The organism is Chitinimonas viridis (genome assembly GCF_030409555.1).
Taxonomy (GTDB): domain Bacteria; phylum Pseudomonadota; class Gammaproteobacteria; order Burkholderiales; family Chitinimonadaceae; genus Chitinimonas; species Chitinimonas viridis.
Genome location: NZ_JAUFPU010000009.1, coordinates 1 through 16,352, shown reverse-complemented (window position 1 = coordinate 16,352; position 16,352 = coordinate 1). Strand labels below are relative to the sequence as shown.

The window sequence follows — 16,352 nt, the reverse complement described above, 5'->3', positions numbered from 1 at the left end:
ATCAATGCGCCGAATGGGCTTGTGCCCGGCCTGCGTCGTGCCACCCTCACCCATATATTGAGGCACCATTGCGGCGCCCCCTTGTACGTATTAGCTGATCGATACTCCAGCAAACAGGATTGGTGGATGACCGGTAGCCGATGTCATAGCCCCGACGTAACACCGCAAGCGCTGCAATAGCCTGACACAATAATAGGCTGGCACAATGGCGCTCGCCGCACCTGCCCCATGCCCATTCGGAGATCGTGTCGTGAAACGCAAAATCTGGCTAAGCCTGATACTGGCCGCACTGCTCGTCAGCGCAGTGGTCATCAATGCCATCTGGTTCCGGCCGTGGTCGATACGGGTCTTCTTTGAGCGGGTATCGCTGCAGCAGGCACTGGATTCGCCGCAGGCGCTATCCGACCTGCGCCTGCTGGAACCCTGGGGCCTGCGTGGGCACAACGCCAGGCTGGACGATAACTCCGACGCCCAGGAAGCGCGCCAACTGGCCCGCAGCAAGCAGAACCTTGCCACCTTGCAGGCGTATGATCGCAACAGCCTGAGCCCCGCCGACCAACTCTCCTACGACACCATGCAGACTGTGCTGGAGTACGAGCTGGCAGGAGAACGCTTTCGCTATCACGACTTCCCGGTCAACCAGCTATGGGGCGAGCAGCAGAGCCTACCCAATTTTTTGCTGAGCACGCACCAGATCAACGACCGCGTTGACGCCGAGCATTACATTGCCCGGCTGCAGGCAATGCCGACCACGCTGGGGCAATTGGGTATCAAACAGACAGAGCGCGCACGCCGTGGCATTGTGGCGCCGCACTTCGCCCTGGTGAAATCCGTCGCCAATATGCAACGCTTTATTGCCACACCTGAGGAGCGCAACCCGCTTTACGAAAACCTGGCACGCAAAACCAGCGGCATAGAATCCATCTCCGCCGAAGAACGCCAACTGCTGCTGGCCCAGGCCAAAACAGCGCTGCAGAAACAGGTCTATCCCGCGTATCGACAACTGATTACCGCCACCCAGGCCTTGGCCCGGCAGCACACCCAGAACCTGGGTGCCTGGTCCCTGCCGGACGGCGCAGCATTCTATGCCTGGAAGCTGCGCGGCCACACCACGACCGAGCTGAGCCCCGAGCAGGTACACAGCATAGGGCTGAGCGAAGTCGCCCGCATCCAGGGAGAGATGCAACGCATACTGCAGGCCCAGGGCGAAAAAGCCGACGATGTCGGCGCTGCCATGAAAAAGCTGGGCGACGATCCACGCTTCCTCTACCCGGACACCGACGCGGGCCGCGCCCAGATACTGGCCGACTACAAAGCCATCCTGGCCGAAGCACAGGACGCACTGCCCCAGGCGTTTGGCCACCTGCCTGTTGCCAAGCTCGATGTGCAGCGCATACCGGCCTTCAGCGAGCAAACTGCACCCGGTGCCTACTACGAGCCACCCGCCACCGATGGCAGCCGGCCCGGCGTGTTCTTTGCCAATCTGCATGACATCAAGGCCACCACACGCTGGAGCATGCGGACGCTGGCCTACCATGAGGGCGTACCTGGCCATCACTTCCAGAGTGCCCTGGCACGCGAGCAATCCGACCTGCCGAGCTTTCGCCGCTACAACTGGTACACAGCCTACGGCGAAGGCTGGGCGCTCTATGCCGAGCAACTGGCCTGGGAGATGGGCCTGCAAACCGACCCATACGATCAGCTGGGTCGCCTGCGCGACGAGCTGTTCCGGGCCGTGCGGCTGGTGGTGGATACCGGCCTCCATGGCAAACGCTGGAGCCGGGAGCAGGCAATTGATTACATGAGCCAACACACCGGCATGCCCCAAAGCGACACCGTGGTGGAAATAGAGCGCTATATGGTGGACCCAGGCCAGGCCTGCGCCTACAAGGTGGGCATGCTCAAGATACTGCAACTTCGCGAAACCGCCAAAACCCGGCTGGGCGCCAAGTTCGACCTGCGAGCCTTCCACGACCTGATACTGGCTGCCGGCCCCTTGCCGCTGGATCTGCTGGAGCGTCGGGTCAATGACTGGATCAAGGAAAGCGCAGCGACACGATAAGTGATAATATCCCGCCAGCCAAGGCGGGATATTAATCACAACAGCCACTTAACAATAAAAACAAGGATATGAAACCAGACAATTATCTCATCATCGACTTTGAAGCAACATGCTGCGACCAGGGATCAGTTTCCCGAGAACACATGGAAATCATCGAGATTGGTGCCGTTATGGCAAGCGCCCATAATCTTGAAATCATCAGCGAATTTCAAAGCTTCATCCGGCCTGTCAGGCATCCAAACCTCACTCCCTTTTGCAAGTCACTTACCTCCATACAGCAAGCCGAGGTAGACAGTGCTCCACTGTTTCACGACGCCGTCCTCGCGTTCAAGAAGTGGCTGTACCAGTACCCCAATTTCATCTTTTGCTCCTGGGGTGATTATGACTACAAGCAGCTTGAGCAAGATTGTCTATTCAATAAAGTCCCCAACCCTGTTTCGGCGCAGCATGTCGACCTGAAAAAATTGATTACTGAGAAGCAAAACCTAATGAGAAAGCCGGGACTTGGTGAGGCCATCAGACTATCCGGCCTTACGTTTGAGGGTAAACATCACCGTGGCATCGACGATGCGCGCAATATTGCACGCTTGCTACCCTATATATACGGCACTGAAACTTTCAAAATCAAAGATAATTACCGTCCACGCACAACCAACCGAAGTAAATAAGCCGCACCCCAAGGTAATGATGGACGTCATGAAAAGAAATATTTCCTAACGCCAATCAATCCGTGCATGGCGAGTGCGCCTACGCAATATCACTCGGGCGATCAATATCAATAAGTACCCCAGGATCATCTATCGGTATTTGCTTGACGGTAAATCGTTCAACAACGACTTTTGCGCCTTGATCGCCACTCAGTAATAGCAAATCATCCCGGCACACAGCAGCAAAACCCACAGGGTGCCCCCTCCTGCCTGCATAAACAGGCGCTGCCACTGCGGCACCCTGCTGTAGCGCACCTGCTACCGCCTGCGCCGTACTGGCCGCCACTGCCGGCATATCCGCCAACATCACCAGCCAGCCGGCGGCGTTCTGGGTTGCAGCCACCCCGGCCGCTAGCGTGTGGCCCATACCAGACTGCGCCGTTGGACAGGGCACGATGTGACATCCCGCTTGTTGCAAGGCCTGTATCAGTTGCACGGTAGTCGGGAGCGCATTGTCCGGCACCAGGGCGACGACACGCGGTACCGCTGCCAGCAAGGTCTGTGCAGCAGCCACCGCCACCAGCCTGCCATCAGGCAAGCGCTGCAACAGCTTGCTCTGCCTGCCCGTCGGGTCGAAACGGCTACTGCGCCCAGCAGCCAGTAGCAAACCGGCAAGCTGGCCCCTTTCAGGGAGCATGCCTGGCCGCCTCCGGCGTTTCCTCCGACCATGCGGGCGGTACCTGCACTACAGGTATGCCATTCTTGACTGCCACAATCTCCGCCAGGATGGAGATGGCGATTTCCGCCGGGGTACGGCTACCCAGGTAGAGCCCCACCGGGCCGTGCAGCCGCTGTATCTCCTCATCCGCCAGGTCGAACAGTGCCAAGCGTTCGCGCCGCTTGTGTGTGTTGCGGCGTGAGCCCAGCGCCCCCACATAGAAGGCTGGAGACTTGAGCGCCTCCAGCAAGGCCATATCATCTAGCTTGGGATCGTGCGTCAGTGCCACGATGGCGGTATGGGCATCAGGCTCCATGGCCAGCACCACGTCATCAGGCATACCCACTTCAAAATGGACATGGGCCACATCCCAGTCCACGTGGTACTCACTGCGCGGATCGCAGACGTGTACGCTAAAACCCAATGGCTGGGCCATCTGGGCCACGATGCGCGACAACTGGCCAGCGCCGATCAGCAGCAGACGCCATTGCGGTCCAAAAATACTGGTAAATCGCTCACCGTCAAATGTCGGCCTTGCACCACGCTGGGTCGCGGCCAAGGTAACGGTACCGGTTCCAAGCTCTACCGTGCGTGCCACCAACTCGTGCCGGCTGGCACGTTGCAGCAGATCCTCCAGCCAGGTGCTTGCCAACAGGGGCTCCACCAGCAGGCGCAAGGTGCCGCCACAGGGCAGGCCAAAGCGGCTGGCCTCCTCCTTGCTCACGCCATAACAGACCAAGCCAGCGGCCGACGGCCGCTCGCCCTGACTGACGCGCCTGACCAGATCATCCTCGACACAGCCACCTGATACCGAGCCCGCCACGGCACCGTCATCGCGCACCGCCAGCAATGAACCTACCGGTCGGGGAGCCGACCCCCAGGTTTCCACCACGCTGACCAGCCATAAGGCATGACCATCCTCATGCCAACAACGGGCACGCTGCAATACCGCCAGATCCAATGCGTCCAAGCCTGACTCCTGCTATCCGTTCTTATTCGCCACCAGAGTGGCCAGTCACCGCCCTAACGATACTGGGCATAAATCGCCTGCAATTCCCCTTCTCTCGCCATCTCGGCAAAGGCCTGCTCTATCGCGGGTAGCCACTTGATCCGGGGCGATGCGATCGAGAAAGCGATATGCGAAGGGCGTCCTTCTATCGCCCAAGGTGCCTTGACCAATTCTATGGCATCCTCCCGCAGCAGCCAGTCGCCCAGTTCTTCCGGTATCAAGGCCGCGTCACTCCGCCCCATGGCAACCTTGCGCAGCGCAATACGCGGATCGCTCACCAGATCCTTCACCAGCGCGGTATCACTGTCGAAAGGTTCGAAAAACCGCTTGCCGCGCTCGACCGAGACAACCTTGCCAGCCAGGTCGGCATAGGCGCGTAGCAGAGGCTTGTCCAACCGTTGATAGAACACCTTGCGTGCCGGCGGGAACGCCGCCTCCAGAAACACCATATAGCGCTCACGCTCCGGCGTTCGATTGGGGCCGAGCATCAAATCCGCCTGGCCGTGCTCCATCATCATCAAGGCGCGTGCCATGGGTACTTGCACATAACGCACCTCGAATCCGGCACGCCGGGCTATCGCCTGCATGGTGTCGCAATACAGGCCGCGGCACGCCTTATCCTGCATGATGCGATACGGTGGCGCATGTTCACCCACCACCGTCAGCACCTCGGCCTGGGCAAGCACTGGCGGCACAAGACATAGCAACAAGCCCAGCAACCACCCTAAAAAGGCAGGCTGGCGCGCCCTCATGGCGCTACAACCGCAACACCGCTCGCCAGCCACAGCAAGCCGCACGCGCCGCCAAGCGCATCCAGACAGGCAACCATCACTACACCTCCAACTCCAGATGGCTGCCAAACACAGTACCCAGGGATAATGCGTCTGGCAGCGTGTTCCCGCTCCTCGACCGGGAGCTTGCCCTTCACATTCAGCTCAGCTTGAATGGCAGGTCGTACAGGCGCTTGCCGGTGGCGGCGGCAATGGCATTGGCCACGGCGGGTGCAATCGGCGGCACGCCGGGTTCACCCACCCCACGCGGAGCCGCATCGCTGGGCAGGATATGCACCTCTATCCTGGGCATTTCGCCTATGCGCAGCACGGGGTAATCATGGAAGTTCGATTGCTCTACCGCACCGGCCTTGAGCGTAATTGCGCTGTGCATGGCGGCAGACAGGCCAAAGCCTATGCCACCCTCCATCTGCGCCCGAATCACATCCGGGTTGATGGCAATACCACAATCGACGGCGCAAACTACCCGGACTACCTTGTAGCTACCATCCGGCCGTACAGTGACTTCTGCCACTTCAGCCACGAAGGTGCCGAAAGACTCCACCACGGCCACCCCCCTGCCCCGTTTTTCGCCCTTCTTGCCCGCTTTGAGCGGCTGATTCCAGCCAGCCTTCTCGGCCACCAGCTTCAATACACCAGCGTGGCGGGGATGCTTATCCAGCAAGGCCAAACGATACGCCACCGGGTCACGTCCAGCGGCCTTGGCCGCTTCATCTATCATCGTTTCGACGGCATAGCCCGTGTGGGTGTGCCCTACCGAACGCCACCACAGCACCGGCACGCCCAGTCGCGGTGAATGCAGGTCTACCTGCAGATTGGCGACAGCATAAGGCAGGTCCGATGCGCCCTCGACCGAGGTCGCATCCACTCCGTCCTTCACACCAAATGCCTCGAACGGCGTGCCCGTCATGATGCTCTGGCCTACCACCCGCTGGCGCCAGCCCAGCAATTGGCCGCCAGCATCCAGTGCCACTTCCACCCGGTGCAGATAAAGCGGCCGGTAGTAACCGCCTCGCATGTCGTCCTCGCGCGTCCATACCAGCTTGACCGGGTGGCGGCCAGCGGTGGCCTTGACGATATGGGCGCATTCCATAGGATAGTCGGAAGCCGGATTGGCCCGGCGACCAAAACTGCCCCCCGCGTACAGCATGTTGATGCTGACCTGCTCTGGCTTGATGCCAAACACGCTGGCGATCATGGCCTGGTCCACCGTCTGCATCTGCTCGCCGTTCCAGACTTCTACCCCATCTTTGTCTTGCCGCATCACGCAATTGAGCGGTTCCATGGCGGCATGGGCGAGATAAGGAAAGTAGTAGTCGGCCTTGAGCACTTTGGCGGCCCCCTTGAAGGCCCCTACCACATCGCCCGTCTTGCTGGCCACGGCACCTGGCTGATCCAGCAGTGCCCGGTACTGGGCCACCAGTTCTGGCGTGCCTTGGGGCACAGCCGCTGTCTCATCCCACTCCAGCTTGAGCGCATCGCGCCCCTTCTTGGCCGCCCAAAAACCGTGTGCCAACACGGCCACACCGCTGGGTATGGCGACCACCTCCACCACGCCCTTGACCTGCTTGGCCGTCGTGGCATCAAAGGACTTCAGCTTGGCGCCGAAGCGCGGCGGGTGCGCCACCACAGCCGTCAGCATGCCTGGCAGGTTTACATCCTGGGTAAACTGGGCGCGCCCAGTAATCTTGTCCTTGCTGTCCTTGCGCGGCAACTTCTGCTTGCCGATCAGCTTGAAATCCTTGGGGTCTTTCAGCTTGGGTTCCTTGGGCACCTCCATGGTGGCGGCCAGCGCCGCCAGATCGCCAAAACTGGCTTGCTTGCCGCTGGCATGGCTTAGCTTGCCTTGTGCCACGGCAATCTCCGCCGCAGGCACCTGCCACTGTTGGGCCGCTGCGGCTACCAGCATGGCTCGGGCCGTTGCCCCTGCCTGGCGCAATTGCTTCCAGGAATTGGCCATGGCACTGCTGCCACCGGTGCCTTGGGTTGGCCCCCACATCAGATTGTTGTAACGCTTGGCATCGGCCGGCGCTGCTTCCACCATAACCTGGCGCCAGTCTGCATCCAGTTCTTCAGCCAGTATGGTCGCCAAGCCGGTATAGCTGCCCTGCCCCATCTCCAGATGCTTGGCGATGATGGTGACACTGTTGTCGCTGGCGATACGGACAAAGGCATTCGGCGCCAAGCTGGCCGGCATGGCAGCGGCTCGGGCCTTTCCCGACCACTGAAAACCGACCACCAGCATGCCACCCAGTGCACCCGCCTTGAGCAAGCCACGGCGCGATATCTCCACAGTCTTGTCCATATCAGGCCTCCAGCTTGTCTGAAGCCTTGCCAGCCATGATGGCCGAAGCCTCATGGATGGCAGCCCGGATGCGGTGATAAGTGGCGCAACGGCAGACATTGCCCGACATGGCGGCATCGATATCGGCATTCGTCGGCTTGGGCTTTTGCGCCAGCAAAGCAGTCGCCGCCACGATCTGGCCAGACTGGCAGTAGCCGCACTGCACCACATCCAGTTTTTGCCAAGCGGCCTGTACTGCACGCGCTGGCGCACCGCTGATACCCTCTATGGTGGTGACCTTGCCCTTGCCGACCGCCGATACCGGCAAGCTGCAGGATCGGGTAGGCTGCCCGTTCAGCAGTACCGCGCAGGCACCGCACAAGGCCATGCCGCAACCATACTTGGTACCGGTGTAGCCAAGCTCGTCTCGCAACACCCATAACAGGGGCGTGTCTGCATCGGCATCGACCTCATGGGTCTTGCCGTTGATACTGAGTTTCAACATGGGTAGAGCCTCCGGGCAGGCGATGGGAAGAACTTCAGCAGTATAGAAAGCACGCAGCCAGAAAACAGCACGGTGCAACACTCAATGGCATCCATCTCACCGGGTGGCATTTCCAGGCGTTTCGATTTCCAAGCAAGACAAGGCCTGCGTAACAACTGCAACGGCGCCATGCAACGACCGCGCGGTTCCAGGAAGCTCCTGCATCAACGCTTGGCTAACCGCTCGCAATGCTGCCTGGCCATGGCTTCAGCAGCATCGGTCAGCAAACTAGCCGCATCGCGTTGCGCGGTTTCCCGGTCTACCGCACCGCCCACCAAAGCCAGGCAGTGATCAAAACGCTGCTGCAAAGCAGGTAGCGCAGCGCTGTCGATATCGCCCGACAGCAGGCTGGCCGGCACCGCAAGGCGAGCCGCGCGACCCGCCACCCGCCACGGCACCTTGCCCAAGGGCGTCTGCGCATCCGACCGCCCCTCTCCCGTCAGCAGCCAATCAGCGCCAGCCAGGCTGGCATCCAGCTTCTGCAGATCGGCTATTGCCTCGGCGCCAGGCTCCAGCGTCGCCCCTAAAAGGCGCAGCGCCCAGCCCAGCCCACCTGCCGCACCACTCCCTGGCTGATCGCGTAAATCCTGGCCGCGCACGGCATCGCCCAACTCGCCCAAGCGTTGCAAGCGCCGGTCGAAGCGATCCACCTCTTCGCTGCGCACACCTTTCTGCGGGCCAAACACCGCAGTGGCCCCAGTTGCGCCGCATAGGGGGCTGGCAACATCAGCCAGGGCTACCAGCCGGGTCTGCGCCAGCCTGCTGTCCAGGCCCGACAAATCCACCACCGCCAGATCGGCAAGGCTCGCCAATGTGGGTGGCAGAAGCAAACCACGGCCATCCAGAAAACGTGCCCCCAAGGCTGCCAGCAGCCCTACGCCGCCGTCATTGGTGCCTGTCCCCCCTAGGCCCAGCAACACACGTGCACAGCCCGCGTCGAGCACTGCCAGCAGCAACTGGCCCAGCCCCAGGGTGCTACGGTCTGCAACCTGGCTGCTGCCCACCAGCGTTATCCCCACCAGCTCAGCCGATTCGATCACCGCCGAACCATCAGGCAGGCGCAACCACCGCGCAGGTTTGAGCCTGCCCTCCAGATCAGGCATTACCGCGTGCTGCCATTGCGCCGGCATGGCTGCGGCTACCGCCTCCAGCGTGCCCTCGCCGCCATCGGCCATGGGGTGCAGATGCAGGTCGGCCTCCGGCCATATGCGGCTCAGGCCCGTTGCCATGGCATGGGCGGCCTGTGCAGCGGACAAGGTTCCCTTGAAGGAATCAGGCGCAATCACGATGCGCGGTATGAATGAGGTCTGCATGGACATAGTGTGCCGACCTGACGAGCGGCAGGAAAGTGCCCGGCCGTTTATCGTTTTGCATGGCCAATGGAGAACGAACGTTCTCCGCGGTGCTATCATGGCGACCATGGACCAGTCTCTACACGGCCGTGGCACAGCCCGCAATCCCGACAACCGCTACGCGGCCCATGCCCGCGAGGCGGTGGACGATGGCTGGCTACGGGAGGCGGATGGCAAGCCACGTACGGTGATTACGCTGCACGAAGCCAAGTCCATCATCAGCCGCAACAGCTCGCCGGATGTGCGCTTTCAGCAATCGATCAATCCCTATCAGGGTTGTGAGCATGGTTGTATCTACTGCTATGCCCGCCCCAGCCATGCTTATTGGGGCTATTCGCCGGGGTTGGATTTCGAAACCAGAATTATCGCCAAGCCCAATGCAGCCGCGCTGCTCAGGGCAGAGCTGGCCAAGCCCGGCTACCAGCCCAGCAGCATCTGCATAGGCAGCAACACCGATTGCTATCAACCTGCAGAACGGGAGCTGGGACTGACCCGGGCGGTACTCGAAGTCCTGGCCGAAACACGCCACCCCACCATGCTGCTGACCAAGAATGCCCTAATAGAGCGGGATATCGACCTGCTGGCCGACCTGGCCGGAGACGGCCTGGTGCAAGTCATGATCAGCGTTACCACCCTGGATAGGGAACTGGCACGCAAGCTGGAGCCCCGTGCCAGCCAGCCGCTGCGCCGGATTGAGACCATTGCCAGGCTGGCGCAGGCCGGCATACCGGTAGGAGTGCTGGCCGCGCCGATGATTCCGGCACTGAATGATCATGAGATGGAACAGATATTACAGACCTGCCAGGCAGCAGGTGCCAGCCGCGCTGGCTATGTCCTGCTGCGCCTGCCGCTGGAATTGGCCCAGCTGTTTGATGACTGGCTGGCCCAGCACTACCCCTTGAAGCGAGATCATGTATTGAGTGTGCTGCGGCAAAGTCGCGGCGGCCGCTACAACGATGCCCGCTTTGGCAAGCGTATGCGCGGCGTAGGGGTGTTTGCGGATATGCTGTCGCAGCGCTTCAAGCTGGCACGCCAACGCCTGGGGCTGGACCAGCCCACCGTGGGCTGGATACTAGTCTGTTCCGCCCACCCCGGCCCGATGGCCAGCTCGATCTATTCAGCTGACCGAGCGGCTGCATCAGCTCCTGGCCGGTATCCCCAGGCCAGTGGCAACGGCTGGCCGTGCCACAAAAGCATCCAGTGCCCGCAACACATGGGGGAATTCGCTAACCCCTACCAGCTCGCCCGCGCCATAAAAGCCTATCAGGTTGCGCACCCAGGGAAACACCGCGATATCGGCGATGGTGTAGCGCTCACCCATGATCCATTCCCTGTCCGCCAGGCGCTGGTTCAACACCGCCAACAGACGCTTGGATTCCGCCACATAGCGATCACGCGGACGCTTGTCTTCATAATCCTTGCCAGCAAATTTGTGGAAGAAGCCCAGTTGGCCAAACATCGGGCCTATTCCCCCCATCTGGAACATCAGCCACTGTATCGTCTCGTAACGCTCGGCAGGATCAGCCGACAGGAACTTCCCCGTCTTCTCCGCCAGGTACAGCAGGATGGCGCCCGACTCAAACAGGGCCAGGGGCCGTTCGCCAGGGCCTTGGGGATCCAATATCGCCGGTATCTTGTTATTCGGGTTCAAGGACAAAAACGCCGGCGACATCTGATCGTTGGTCTCGAAGCTGACCAGGTGAGCCTCGTAAGGCAAGCCCGTCTCTTCCAGCATGATCGAGACTTTCACACCATTAGGTGTGGGCAAGGAATACAGCTGCAGCCGGTCGGGATGGGTTGCGGGCCACTTCTGGGTGATGGGGAAAGCCGAGAGGTCAATCATGTCTATCCTTCGGGGCAGGCCCAGCCTGCACACCGGTTGATGAGTGGAAGTAGATGCAGCAGCAGTGCTCTACATCAGGGCGACCGCCTCCGCTTTCAAGCATCACCCCGCAGCACCGCTCGCTTGTCCAACCGCTACACGGGAGCTTGTTCGTGATGCCAGCGCCCCAAATCCGCCGGAATCAGCTAGATTTGCCGCCCCACAAGCGACTCGGTCATCATGCAAACCAACCTCTACGACGCTTCGGTGCCCGTGTTCAGCCACTATCTGCAACAACTGGCACACATGCTGGCGAAAGCCGCCATGCATGCCCAAAATGATGGGTATGCAGCCGAGAAGCTGCTGAACGCGCATCTGGCTCCCGATATGTTCAATCTGGCGCAGCAGGTTGGCATCACCGCTGGCTTCAGCCTGCGCGCCTGTTACCCCTTGGCGGGCCTGGCCATTCCCAACCTGCAAGATACCGGCAGCAGCTTTGCAGGGCTGCAGGCTTGCCTGAGCCAGACGCAGGGCTTACTGCACTGCCTGACCCGCGAACAGATAGCGCTTGCCCCCGAACTGCCCATCACCACCCAGGCAGGCCAGGCCGAGCGCCAGTTCAACCGGCACGACTATCTGCTGCACTACACCCTGCCCAATTTCTTCTTCCACCTCAGCATGGTTTACGCCATCCTGCGCCACCAGGGTGTGCCGCTCAGCAAGCAGGATTTCGACGGTCACCATGCCTATGCCCCCGGTTTTTCTTTTGTGGCATAGGCTGCAGCCTCGCGCAGCTTGTCTTTTTTGCTCTTGCGCTTGCCCTTGATACCACCATTGCCGCTGGCATCCACCACCGCCCAGGCCTGTTGTATTGGCTCGTACCCCGCCACCACTTCGCGCCCAACCCGCAGCCCTTGGCGTTTTTCTATCAGGCGGAAATGTGCCTCGGTATCAGCGCTGATAAAGCTCACCGCCAGGCCATCCGCCCCCGCGCGCCCCGTACGGCCTATGCGGTGGGCGTAATCCACCGCCGAACGCGGCAGATCGTAGTTCACCACCACCGGCAACTGGACGATATCAATGCCGCGCGCAGCAATATCGGTCGCTACCAGCACCTGCAGCAGGCCTGCCTTGAAATCCTGCAGCACCTGCCCTCGCCTGCCCTGGCTAAGCTGCCCGTGCAGCGCAGCAGCGGCAATGCCGGCACTGCCCAGTTTGTCGGCCAACCGCTCGGCAGCATGCTGGGATGCGGCAAAAACCAGCACCTGAGTCCATTGCGCCTGCTGCAGCAAATGGCGCAGCAAAGCCGTGCGGCGGTTGTCGTCCACCTGTATGGCGCGTTGGCTGATGGCTGGCGCATCAGCGGGTTCCGTCGTCAGCACAATGCGTACCGGGTTCCGCAGCAAGCGGTCGGCCAGCGCCATCACAGCAGCGGGAAAAGTCGCCGAGAAAAACAGGTTCTGCCGCTGCGTGGGCATCAAGGCCAGCAACCGGCCCAGCTCATCGGCAAAATCCATATCCAGCAGACGGTCTGCCTCATCCAGCACCAGGGTGCTCAAGCTACCCAGGCTCAGCGCATTCTGCCCCAGCAAATCCAGCAGGCGCCCTGGGGTGGCGATCACCACATCGGCACCTCCCCGCAAATCCATCATCTGCGGGTTGATTGATACGCCACCGTAGGCAAGCACCCGCTTCAGCCGAGTGCCCTGGCTCAGTTGCCCCAGCGTTTCATCCACCTGTATGGCCAATTCGCGCGTCGGCACCAGCACCAACACCTGCAAACGCCTTACCTTGCTCTCGGGCAAGGCAGAAAGCTGCTGCAGCAAGGGCAAGCAGTAAGCCGCCGTCTTGCCCGATCCCGTCGGCGCCAGCCCCAACACATCACGCCCTTGCAGAATGGCCGGAATCGCCTGCTGCTGTATGGGCGTGGGCTCAGCATACTGACAGGCCGCCAGCTTACGCAGCAGCGGTTCAGTCAGGCCCAGATCGGCAAAAGACATGGTATCCCGCACTTATAAAAGGGAATGATTATACGTGCCCAAGCCAGCAATCAGGCCTAATCTTGGCAGGCCTAAGCGGGAGAAGTCCCGGCAAGCTGATGCCCCCATCTGGCCGATTCGGATCGATTGTGCAGGCGGCAGCCATGGCACCTGAAAAAAGAGGACGGCACCGGCGGCGCTGTCTATACGCAACAGCGACACCAGGCAGGTTTACCAGGCCTGGCGTGCGAGAACGTCAAATCAACGCGTGCGGGCGATACGAAAGCCTATCCACCCATTGCGTTCATTGACACTCGAGGGCAGGCCATTGCCACTGCGCCGGGGGCGAACAGAGTGAGGCCGTGCTTGGCGTCCAGAACAGCCCGAAACAGGCCACGAACAGATATAGAACGGGCATAAAGCAGTGAAGGCAGCAGAAAGCCGATACGGCGTGAACCGGTACCGGCTTTGTGCACTACGACATGCGGCCCAATGGGCTACGCACAAATGGACTGTCACGCAAAATACAAGACTTGACCCCGCGTCACGTGAACGGGCGTACGCCACTCGAAGCCTGGCAAGGGATGGATCCCTACCAGCAGATACCCAAGGGGGCATATCTGTTTCAGGCTTGGGATGGCTTGCTGGCAGGCGTCTATTTGCGCAGGTAGTGCACCGCAGCCGTTGGAAGCAGCACAGGCAACGGAAGGCTGTCCGGGAACAAACGCGTCCAGCACTGCCGAATTGCACAAAACTTAAGCAATCCGGCAGCTATCGCGCGGCTGGCGCAGACAAGCTGTCGGTCTGGTGGCCTGAAAAGTGACGGGATATTAGTGAAAAGCCCGCTCGCTATGGGTACCCTAGCTGTTGCGGACGAGCGGACAGGGCACCTGGCCCAGGGGGTCGGTTTTGTATTCGATACGGCCGAGGTCGGCGCGAACTGCAATATGCGTACCCTAGCTGTTGCGGACGAGCGGACAGGGCAACGAACCGACGGGGTACAGTCAATCGCCAAGGCACTCACATATTATATTTTCCAGCCTCACCCAAAAAAACTCAAACACCCTCACGTGTGCCTTAATACAAACCTCAAAGTTCTCTAGCGACCTAAAAGGTAAATAGCAGTGAAAAGTTGGAATTGCATAATTCAAATATAAAGACGTATACTCATCCTTCAACCTACTCCGTTGCCTTGGAGATTTCACCGGCCTTAATTGTAGCAAAGCATCCAAAGATCCTTGCTCATGGAATGGTGCTAAATAACTAGAGTCATTCAGCACCCAAGAAATCTTCCACTTCTCAGTCAACTGCTTAGAAAATACCGGGTATTCTGGCCCCGACGATTTTTCATCAAATGAAAAACCCAGCACCTTAGTTTCCGCCGCCAGAATCATCTGGTAAAACTCCAACCTATCGCATTTACCACTAAGGTCATATGCCCTCCCTTCTCCACCAAGAGCAAATGCCTCTTCCTTCAGTCTCTTATCTCTCCCCCCCTCCCACATTCGCTCCCGCTCTTTAAATCTTCCATTATCCTCCATCATCTCTATTCTTCGCCTATAGAATACGGGGTGTTCTCCTTCAACCTCACCCCATCTCTCAGGATAAAAATCATAGTCCAACGGCTTGTATATTTCACCACGCCGAAAACGTTCTAAAATTTCTGACTTATAACCAGGCCAAGGCCCCCCACCCCAACCGGTTGGTCTATTGTAATGCATGCTACCAATTCGTTCTTTTACAACCTCACACAAGTACAAATCAAGATCACGTTTCTCTTGATCGGATATACACCTATCAAACAAACTCTCCAGCTGCGGCATAAATGCAGCAATCCCTCGCTCCTTTAAAAATTCAATAAGCTCAAAAGCACCCCCTCCTTCACTAGCAAACTTCTGCGCTAGGTATGAGTGCTTCTCCTGCCCTAACTTATATTTACTCATCCAAACAGCCCCCTTTCAATTTCACGGCAAAACATAAACCCATGAAGGTGGTGGAGCCCCATAATTTTCCCCACCACCTTCACGTAAGATAGCCTCTCTGCTCTTCTCACCAGCAATGCTTCTCGCCTCACGCTGAGCAGCAGTATCAAGCAATCTTGCGGAGTACCCCACCAATCCCAGCGACGGACCGGGATTATACGTAAATTCATATCTCTGCCCAAGAAACGTCGTACCAGTCGCCATTAAAAATGGCTCTCCAGAAAAAAATTCACTCATTACATTCATCTTTGCAAAACCTGTACCGGTCGTATACTTATCCAACTGCATCTGAGCTGCAAGTAGACAAGCTGCACCAGCCAAGCAAGCATTTGACTTCAGCTCTGCCGCATAATGACCAATTACACCATCAATGAACCCCCACTTTATTCCATCTGGATATCTAACAAAAACATTACCCAAACCTCCTCTGCCGCGAACCAAATTAGAAAATTCAGCGTGAGCAGCAATCCCAATACTAATTGCATGCAAATTAAATACAGGCACCACAGCATAAAATGGCAATCCACTGCCAGTGGTATGCATGTATTCTTGCTCCGCCAACATGTGACTAGTTATCCCATTGCTAACGGAAGAGGACTGCCCTCCTTGATTAAATAGAGCATTGCCAGCCCAAACCAAATGTCCATAAGTTGCAGCGGAGATCATATGGGTTTCACCTGCCGCGTGGTAAAAATATCCCGTTACCGAAGTGCGGTAATTGCACAATAAGTCTGCACTGCCCCTACAGTAGGCGCGTACCTTCTTCTGAACCTCCTTGATCCAATCATCGTCATCATCACCTTCTTTTTCACGTCTTACATCATCCGCCGCAAACCCCGTCGGATCCGTCATATTCGTCGGATTGTTCCACACATACGTATAGCGGTTGTAGCTCTGGCTATGCTCCGGGTCCTGAATCAACGGGTCCGCCGACAGGAATCGCGCCACCAGCGGGTCGTAGATACGCCCGTTCATGTGCACCAAGTCCAGCTCGTCCAGCATCTCGTGGCCGGTAAAGCCCCGGTCGATGACCTTGCCGTCGCCCAGCTCGTCCGGCATGCCGCTGCCGTTCAGGTTGCGGCGCTTGCCCCAGGCGTCGTAGGCGAGCTTGTCCTTCAGGCTGCCGTCGGCGCCCGTGATGGCCACCAGGCTGCCCAGCCGG

The 16,352-nt window shown here is 59.2% G+C and carries 13 protein-coding genes and 1 pseudogene; 4 read left to right on the top strand and 10 right to left on the bottom strand.

What is annotated here, in order from left to right:
* Window positions 1–250 precede the first annotated feature (250 nt).
* Window positions 251–2,062, top strand: a complete 1,812-nt coding sequence (locus QWZ03_RS11350; RefSeq protein WP_290332823.1) for a DUF885 domain-containing protein — start codon at window positions 251–253, stop codon at window positions 2,060–2,062.
* Window positions 2,063–2,130: 68 nt separating this feature from the next.
* Window positions 2,131–2,730 (top strand): 3'-5' exonuclease, encoded by a 600-nt coding sequence (locus tag QWZ03_RS11345; protein WP_290332822.1) that lies wholly within the window; start codon window positions 2,131–2,133, stop codon window positions 2,728–2,730.
* 79 nt (window positions 2,731–2,809) lie between these two features.
* Here the strand turns inward: QWZ03_RS11345 and QWZ03_RS11340 are convergent, their stop codons facing one another.
* The 6 genes from QWZ03_RS11340 to QWZ03_RS11315 all read right to left on the bottom strand — a co-directional run bounded on the left by QWZ03_RS11340 (window position 2,810) and on the right by QWZ03_RS11315 (window position 9,368).
* Window positions 2,810–3,406: a nucleotidyltransferase family protein gene (locus QWZ03_RS11340; RefSeq protein ID WP_290332821.1), complete on the bottom strand. Its 597-nt coding sequence runs from the start codon at window positions 3,404–3,406 to the stop codon at window positions 2,810–2,812.
* Window positions 3,396–4,397 (bottom strand): XdhC family protein, encoded by a 1,002-nt coding sequence (locus tag QWZ03_RS11335; protein ID WP_290332820.1) that lies wholly within the window; start codon window positions 4,395–4,397, stop codon window positions 3,396–3,398. The genes QWZ03_RS11340 and QWZ03_RS11335 overlap by 11 nt, the downstream gene beginning before the upstream one ends.
* A 53-nt stretch (window positions 4,398–4,450) precedes the next feature.
* Window positions 4,451–5,131 (bottom strand): substrate-binding periplasmic protein, encoded by a 681-nt coding sequence (locus QWZ03_RS11330; protein ID WP_290332818.1) that lies wholly within the window; start codon window positions 5,129–5,131, stop codon window positions 4,451–4,453.
* A gap of 235 nt (window positions 5,132–5,366) precedes the next feature.
* The gene (locus tag QWZ03_RS11325) at window positions 5,367–7,532 is read right to left on the bottom strand and encodes a xanthine dehydrogenase family protein molybdopterin-binding subunit (protein ID WP_290332817.1); all 2,166 of its coding nucleotides are present in this window, start codon (window positions 7,530–7,532) and stop codon (window positions 5,367–5,369) included.
* 1 nt (window position 7,533) lies between these two features.
* The gene (locus tag QWZ03_RS11320) at window positions 7,534–8,016 is read right to left on the bottom strand and encodes a (2Fe-2S)-binding protein (RefSeq protein ID WP_290332815.1); all 483 of its coding nucleotides are present in this window, start codon (window positions 8,014–8,016) and stop codon (window positions 7,534–7,536) included.
* Between the two features lie 203 nt (window positions 8,017–8,219).
* The gene (locus QWZ03_RS11315; RefSeq protein ID WP_290332814.1) at window positions 8,220–9,368 is read right to left on the bottom strand and encodes a glycerate kinase; all 1,149 of its coding nucleotides are present in this window, start codon (window positions 9,366–9,368) and stop codon (window positions 8,220–8,222) included.
* Here QWZ03_RS11315 and QWZ03_RS21005 point away from each other — a divergent pair.
* Window positions 9,262–10,401, top strand: a pseudogene (locus QWZ03_RS21005) (PA0069 family radical SAM protein); the annotation flags it as partial. The gene QWZ03_RS11315 and the pseudogene QWZ03_RS21005 sit on opposite strands and share 107 nt — an antisense overlap.
* A gap of 144 nt (window positions 10,402–10,545) precedes the next feature.
* Here QWZ03_RS21005 and QWZ03_RS11305 read toward each other — a convergent pair.
* Entirely contained in the window at window positions 10,546–11,250 is a 705-nt protein-coding gene (locus tag QWZ03_RS11305; protein WP_284196344.1) for a glutathione S-transferase N-terminal domain-containing protein, read from the bottom strand.
* A gap of 219 nt (window positions 11,251–11,469) precedes the next feature.
* Between QWZ03_RS11305 and QWZ03_RS11300 the strand changes: the two genes are divergently transcribed.
* Window positions 11,470–12,006: a DUF1993 domain-containing protein gene (locus tag QWZ03_RS11300; RefSeq protein ID WP_290332813.1), complete on the top strand. Its 537-nt coding sequence runs from the start codon at window positions 11,470–11,472 to the stop codon at window positions 12,004–12,006.
* Here the strand turns inward: QWZ03_RS11300 and QWZ03_RS11295 are convergent.
* From QWZ03_RS11295 to QWZ03_RS11285, 3 genes are all read right to left on the bottom strand, one after another.
* Complete coding sequence (locus QWZ03_RS11295) at window positions 11,976–13,229, bottom strand: DEAD/DEAH box helicase (RefSeq protein ID WP_290332812.1); 1,254 nt, start codon at window positions 13,227–13,229, stop codon at window positions 11,976–11,978. The genes QWZ03_RS11300 and QWZ03_RS11295 overlap by 31 nt on opposite strands.
* Before the next feature lie 983 nt (window positions 13,230–14,212).
* Window positions 14,213–15,151: a hypothetical protein gene (locus tag QWZ03_RS11290; RefSeq protein ID WP_290332810.1), complete on the bottom strand. Its 939-nt coding sequence runs from the start codon at window positions 15,149–15,151 to the stop codon at window positions 14,213–14,215.
* 21 nt (window positions 15,152–15,172) lie between these two features.
* Window positions 15,173–16,352: RHS repeat domain-containing protein (locus tag QWZ03_RS11285; RefSeq protein WP_290332809.1), on the bottom strand; the 1,180-nt coding region annotated here is incomplete at its 5' end.

Bases quoted from the DNA above. Each gene is read 5' to 3' on its own strand.
- QWZ03_RS11345 (WP_290332822.1), top strand. From the start codon at position 2,131: ATGAAACCAGACAATTATCTCATCATCGACTTTGAAGCAACATGCTGC.
- QWZ03_RS11340 (WP_290332821.1), bottom strand. From the start codon at position 3,406: ATGCTCCCTGAAAGGGGCCAGCTTGCCGGTTTGCTACTGGCTGCTGGG.
- QWZ03_RS11325 (WP_290332817.1), bottom strand. From the start codon at position 7,532: ATGGACAAGACTGTGGAGATATCGCGCCGTGGCTTGCTCAAGGCGGGT.
- QWZ03_RS11320 (WP_290332815.1), bottom strand. From the start codon at position 8,016: ATGTTGAAACTCAGTATCAACGGCAAGACCCATGAGGTCGATGCCGAT.
- QWZ03_RS11315 (WP_290332814.1), bottom strand. From the start codon at position 9,368: ATGCAGACCTCATTCATACCGCGCATCGTGATTGCGCCTGATTCCTTC.
- QWZ03_RS11305 (WP_284196344.1), bottom strand. From the start codon at position 11,250: ATGATTGACCTCTCGGCTTTCCCCATCACCCAGAAGTGGCCCGCAACC.
- QWZ03_RS11300 (WP_290332813.1), top strand. From the start codon at position 11,470: ATGCAAACCAACCTCTACGACGCTTCGGTGCCCGTGTTCAGCCACTAT.
- QWZ03_RS11295 (WP_290332812.1), bottom strand. From the start codon at position 13,229: ATGTCTTTTGCCGATCTGGGCCTGACTGAACCGCTGCTGCGTAAGCTG.
- QWZ03_RS11290 (WP_290332810.1), bottom strand. From the start codon at position 15,151: ATGAGTAAATATAAGTTAGGGCAGGAGAAGCACTCATACCTAGCGCAG.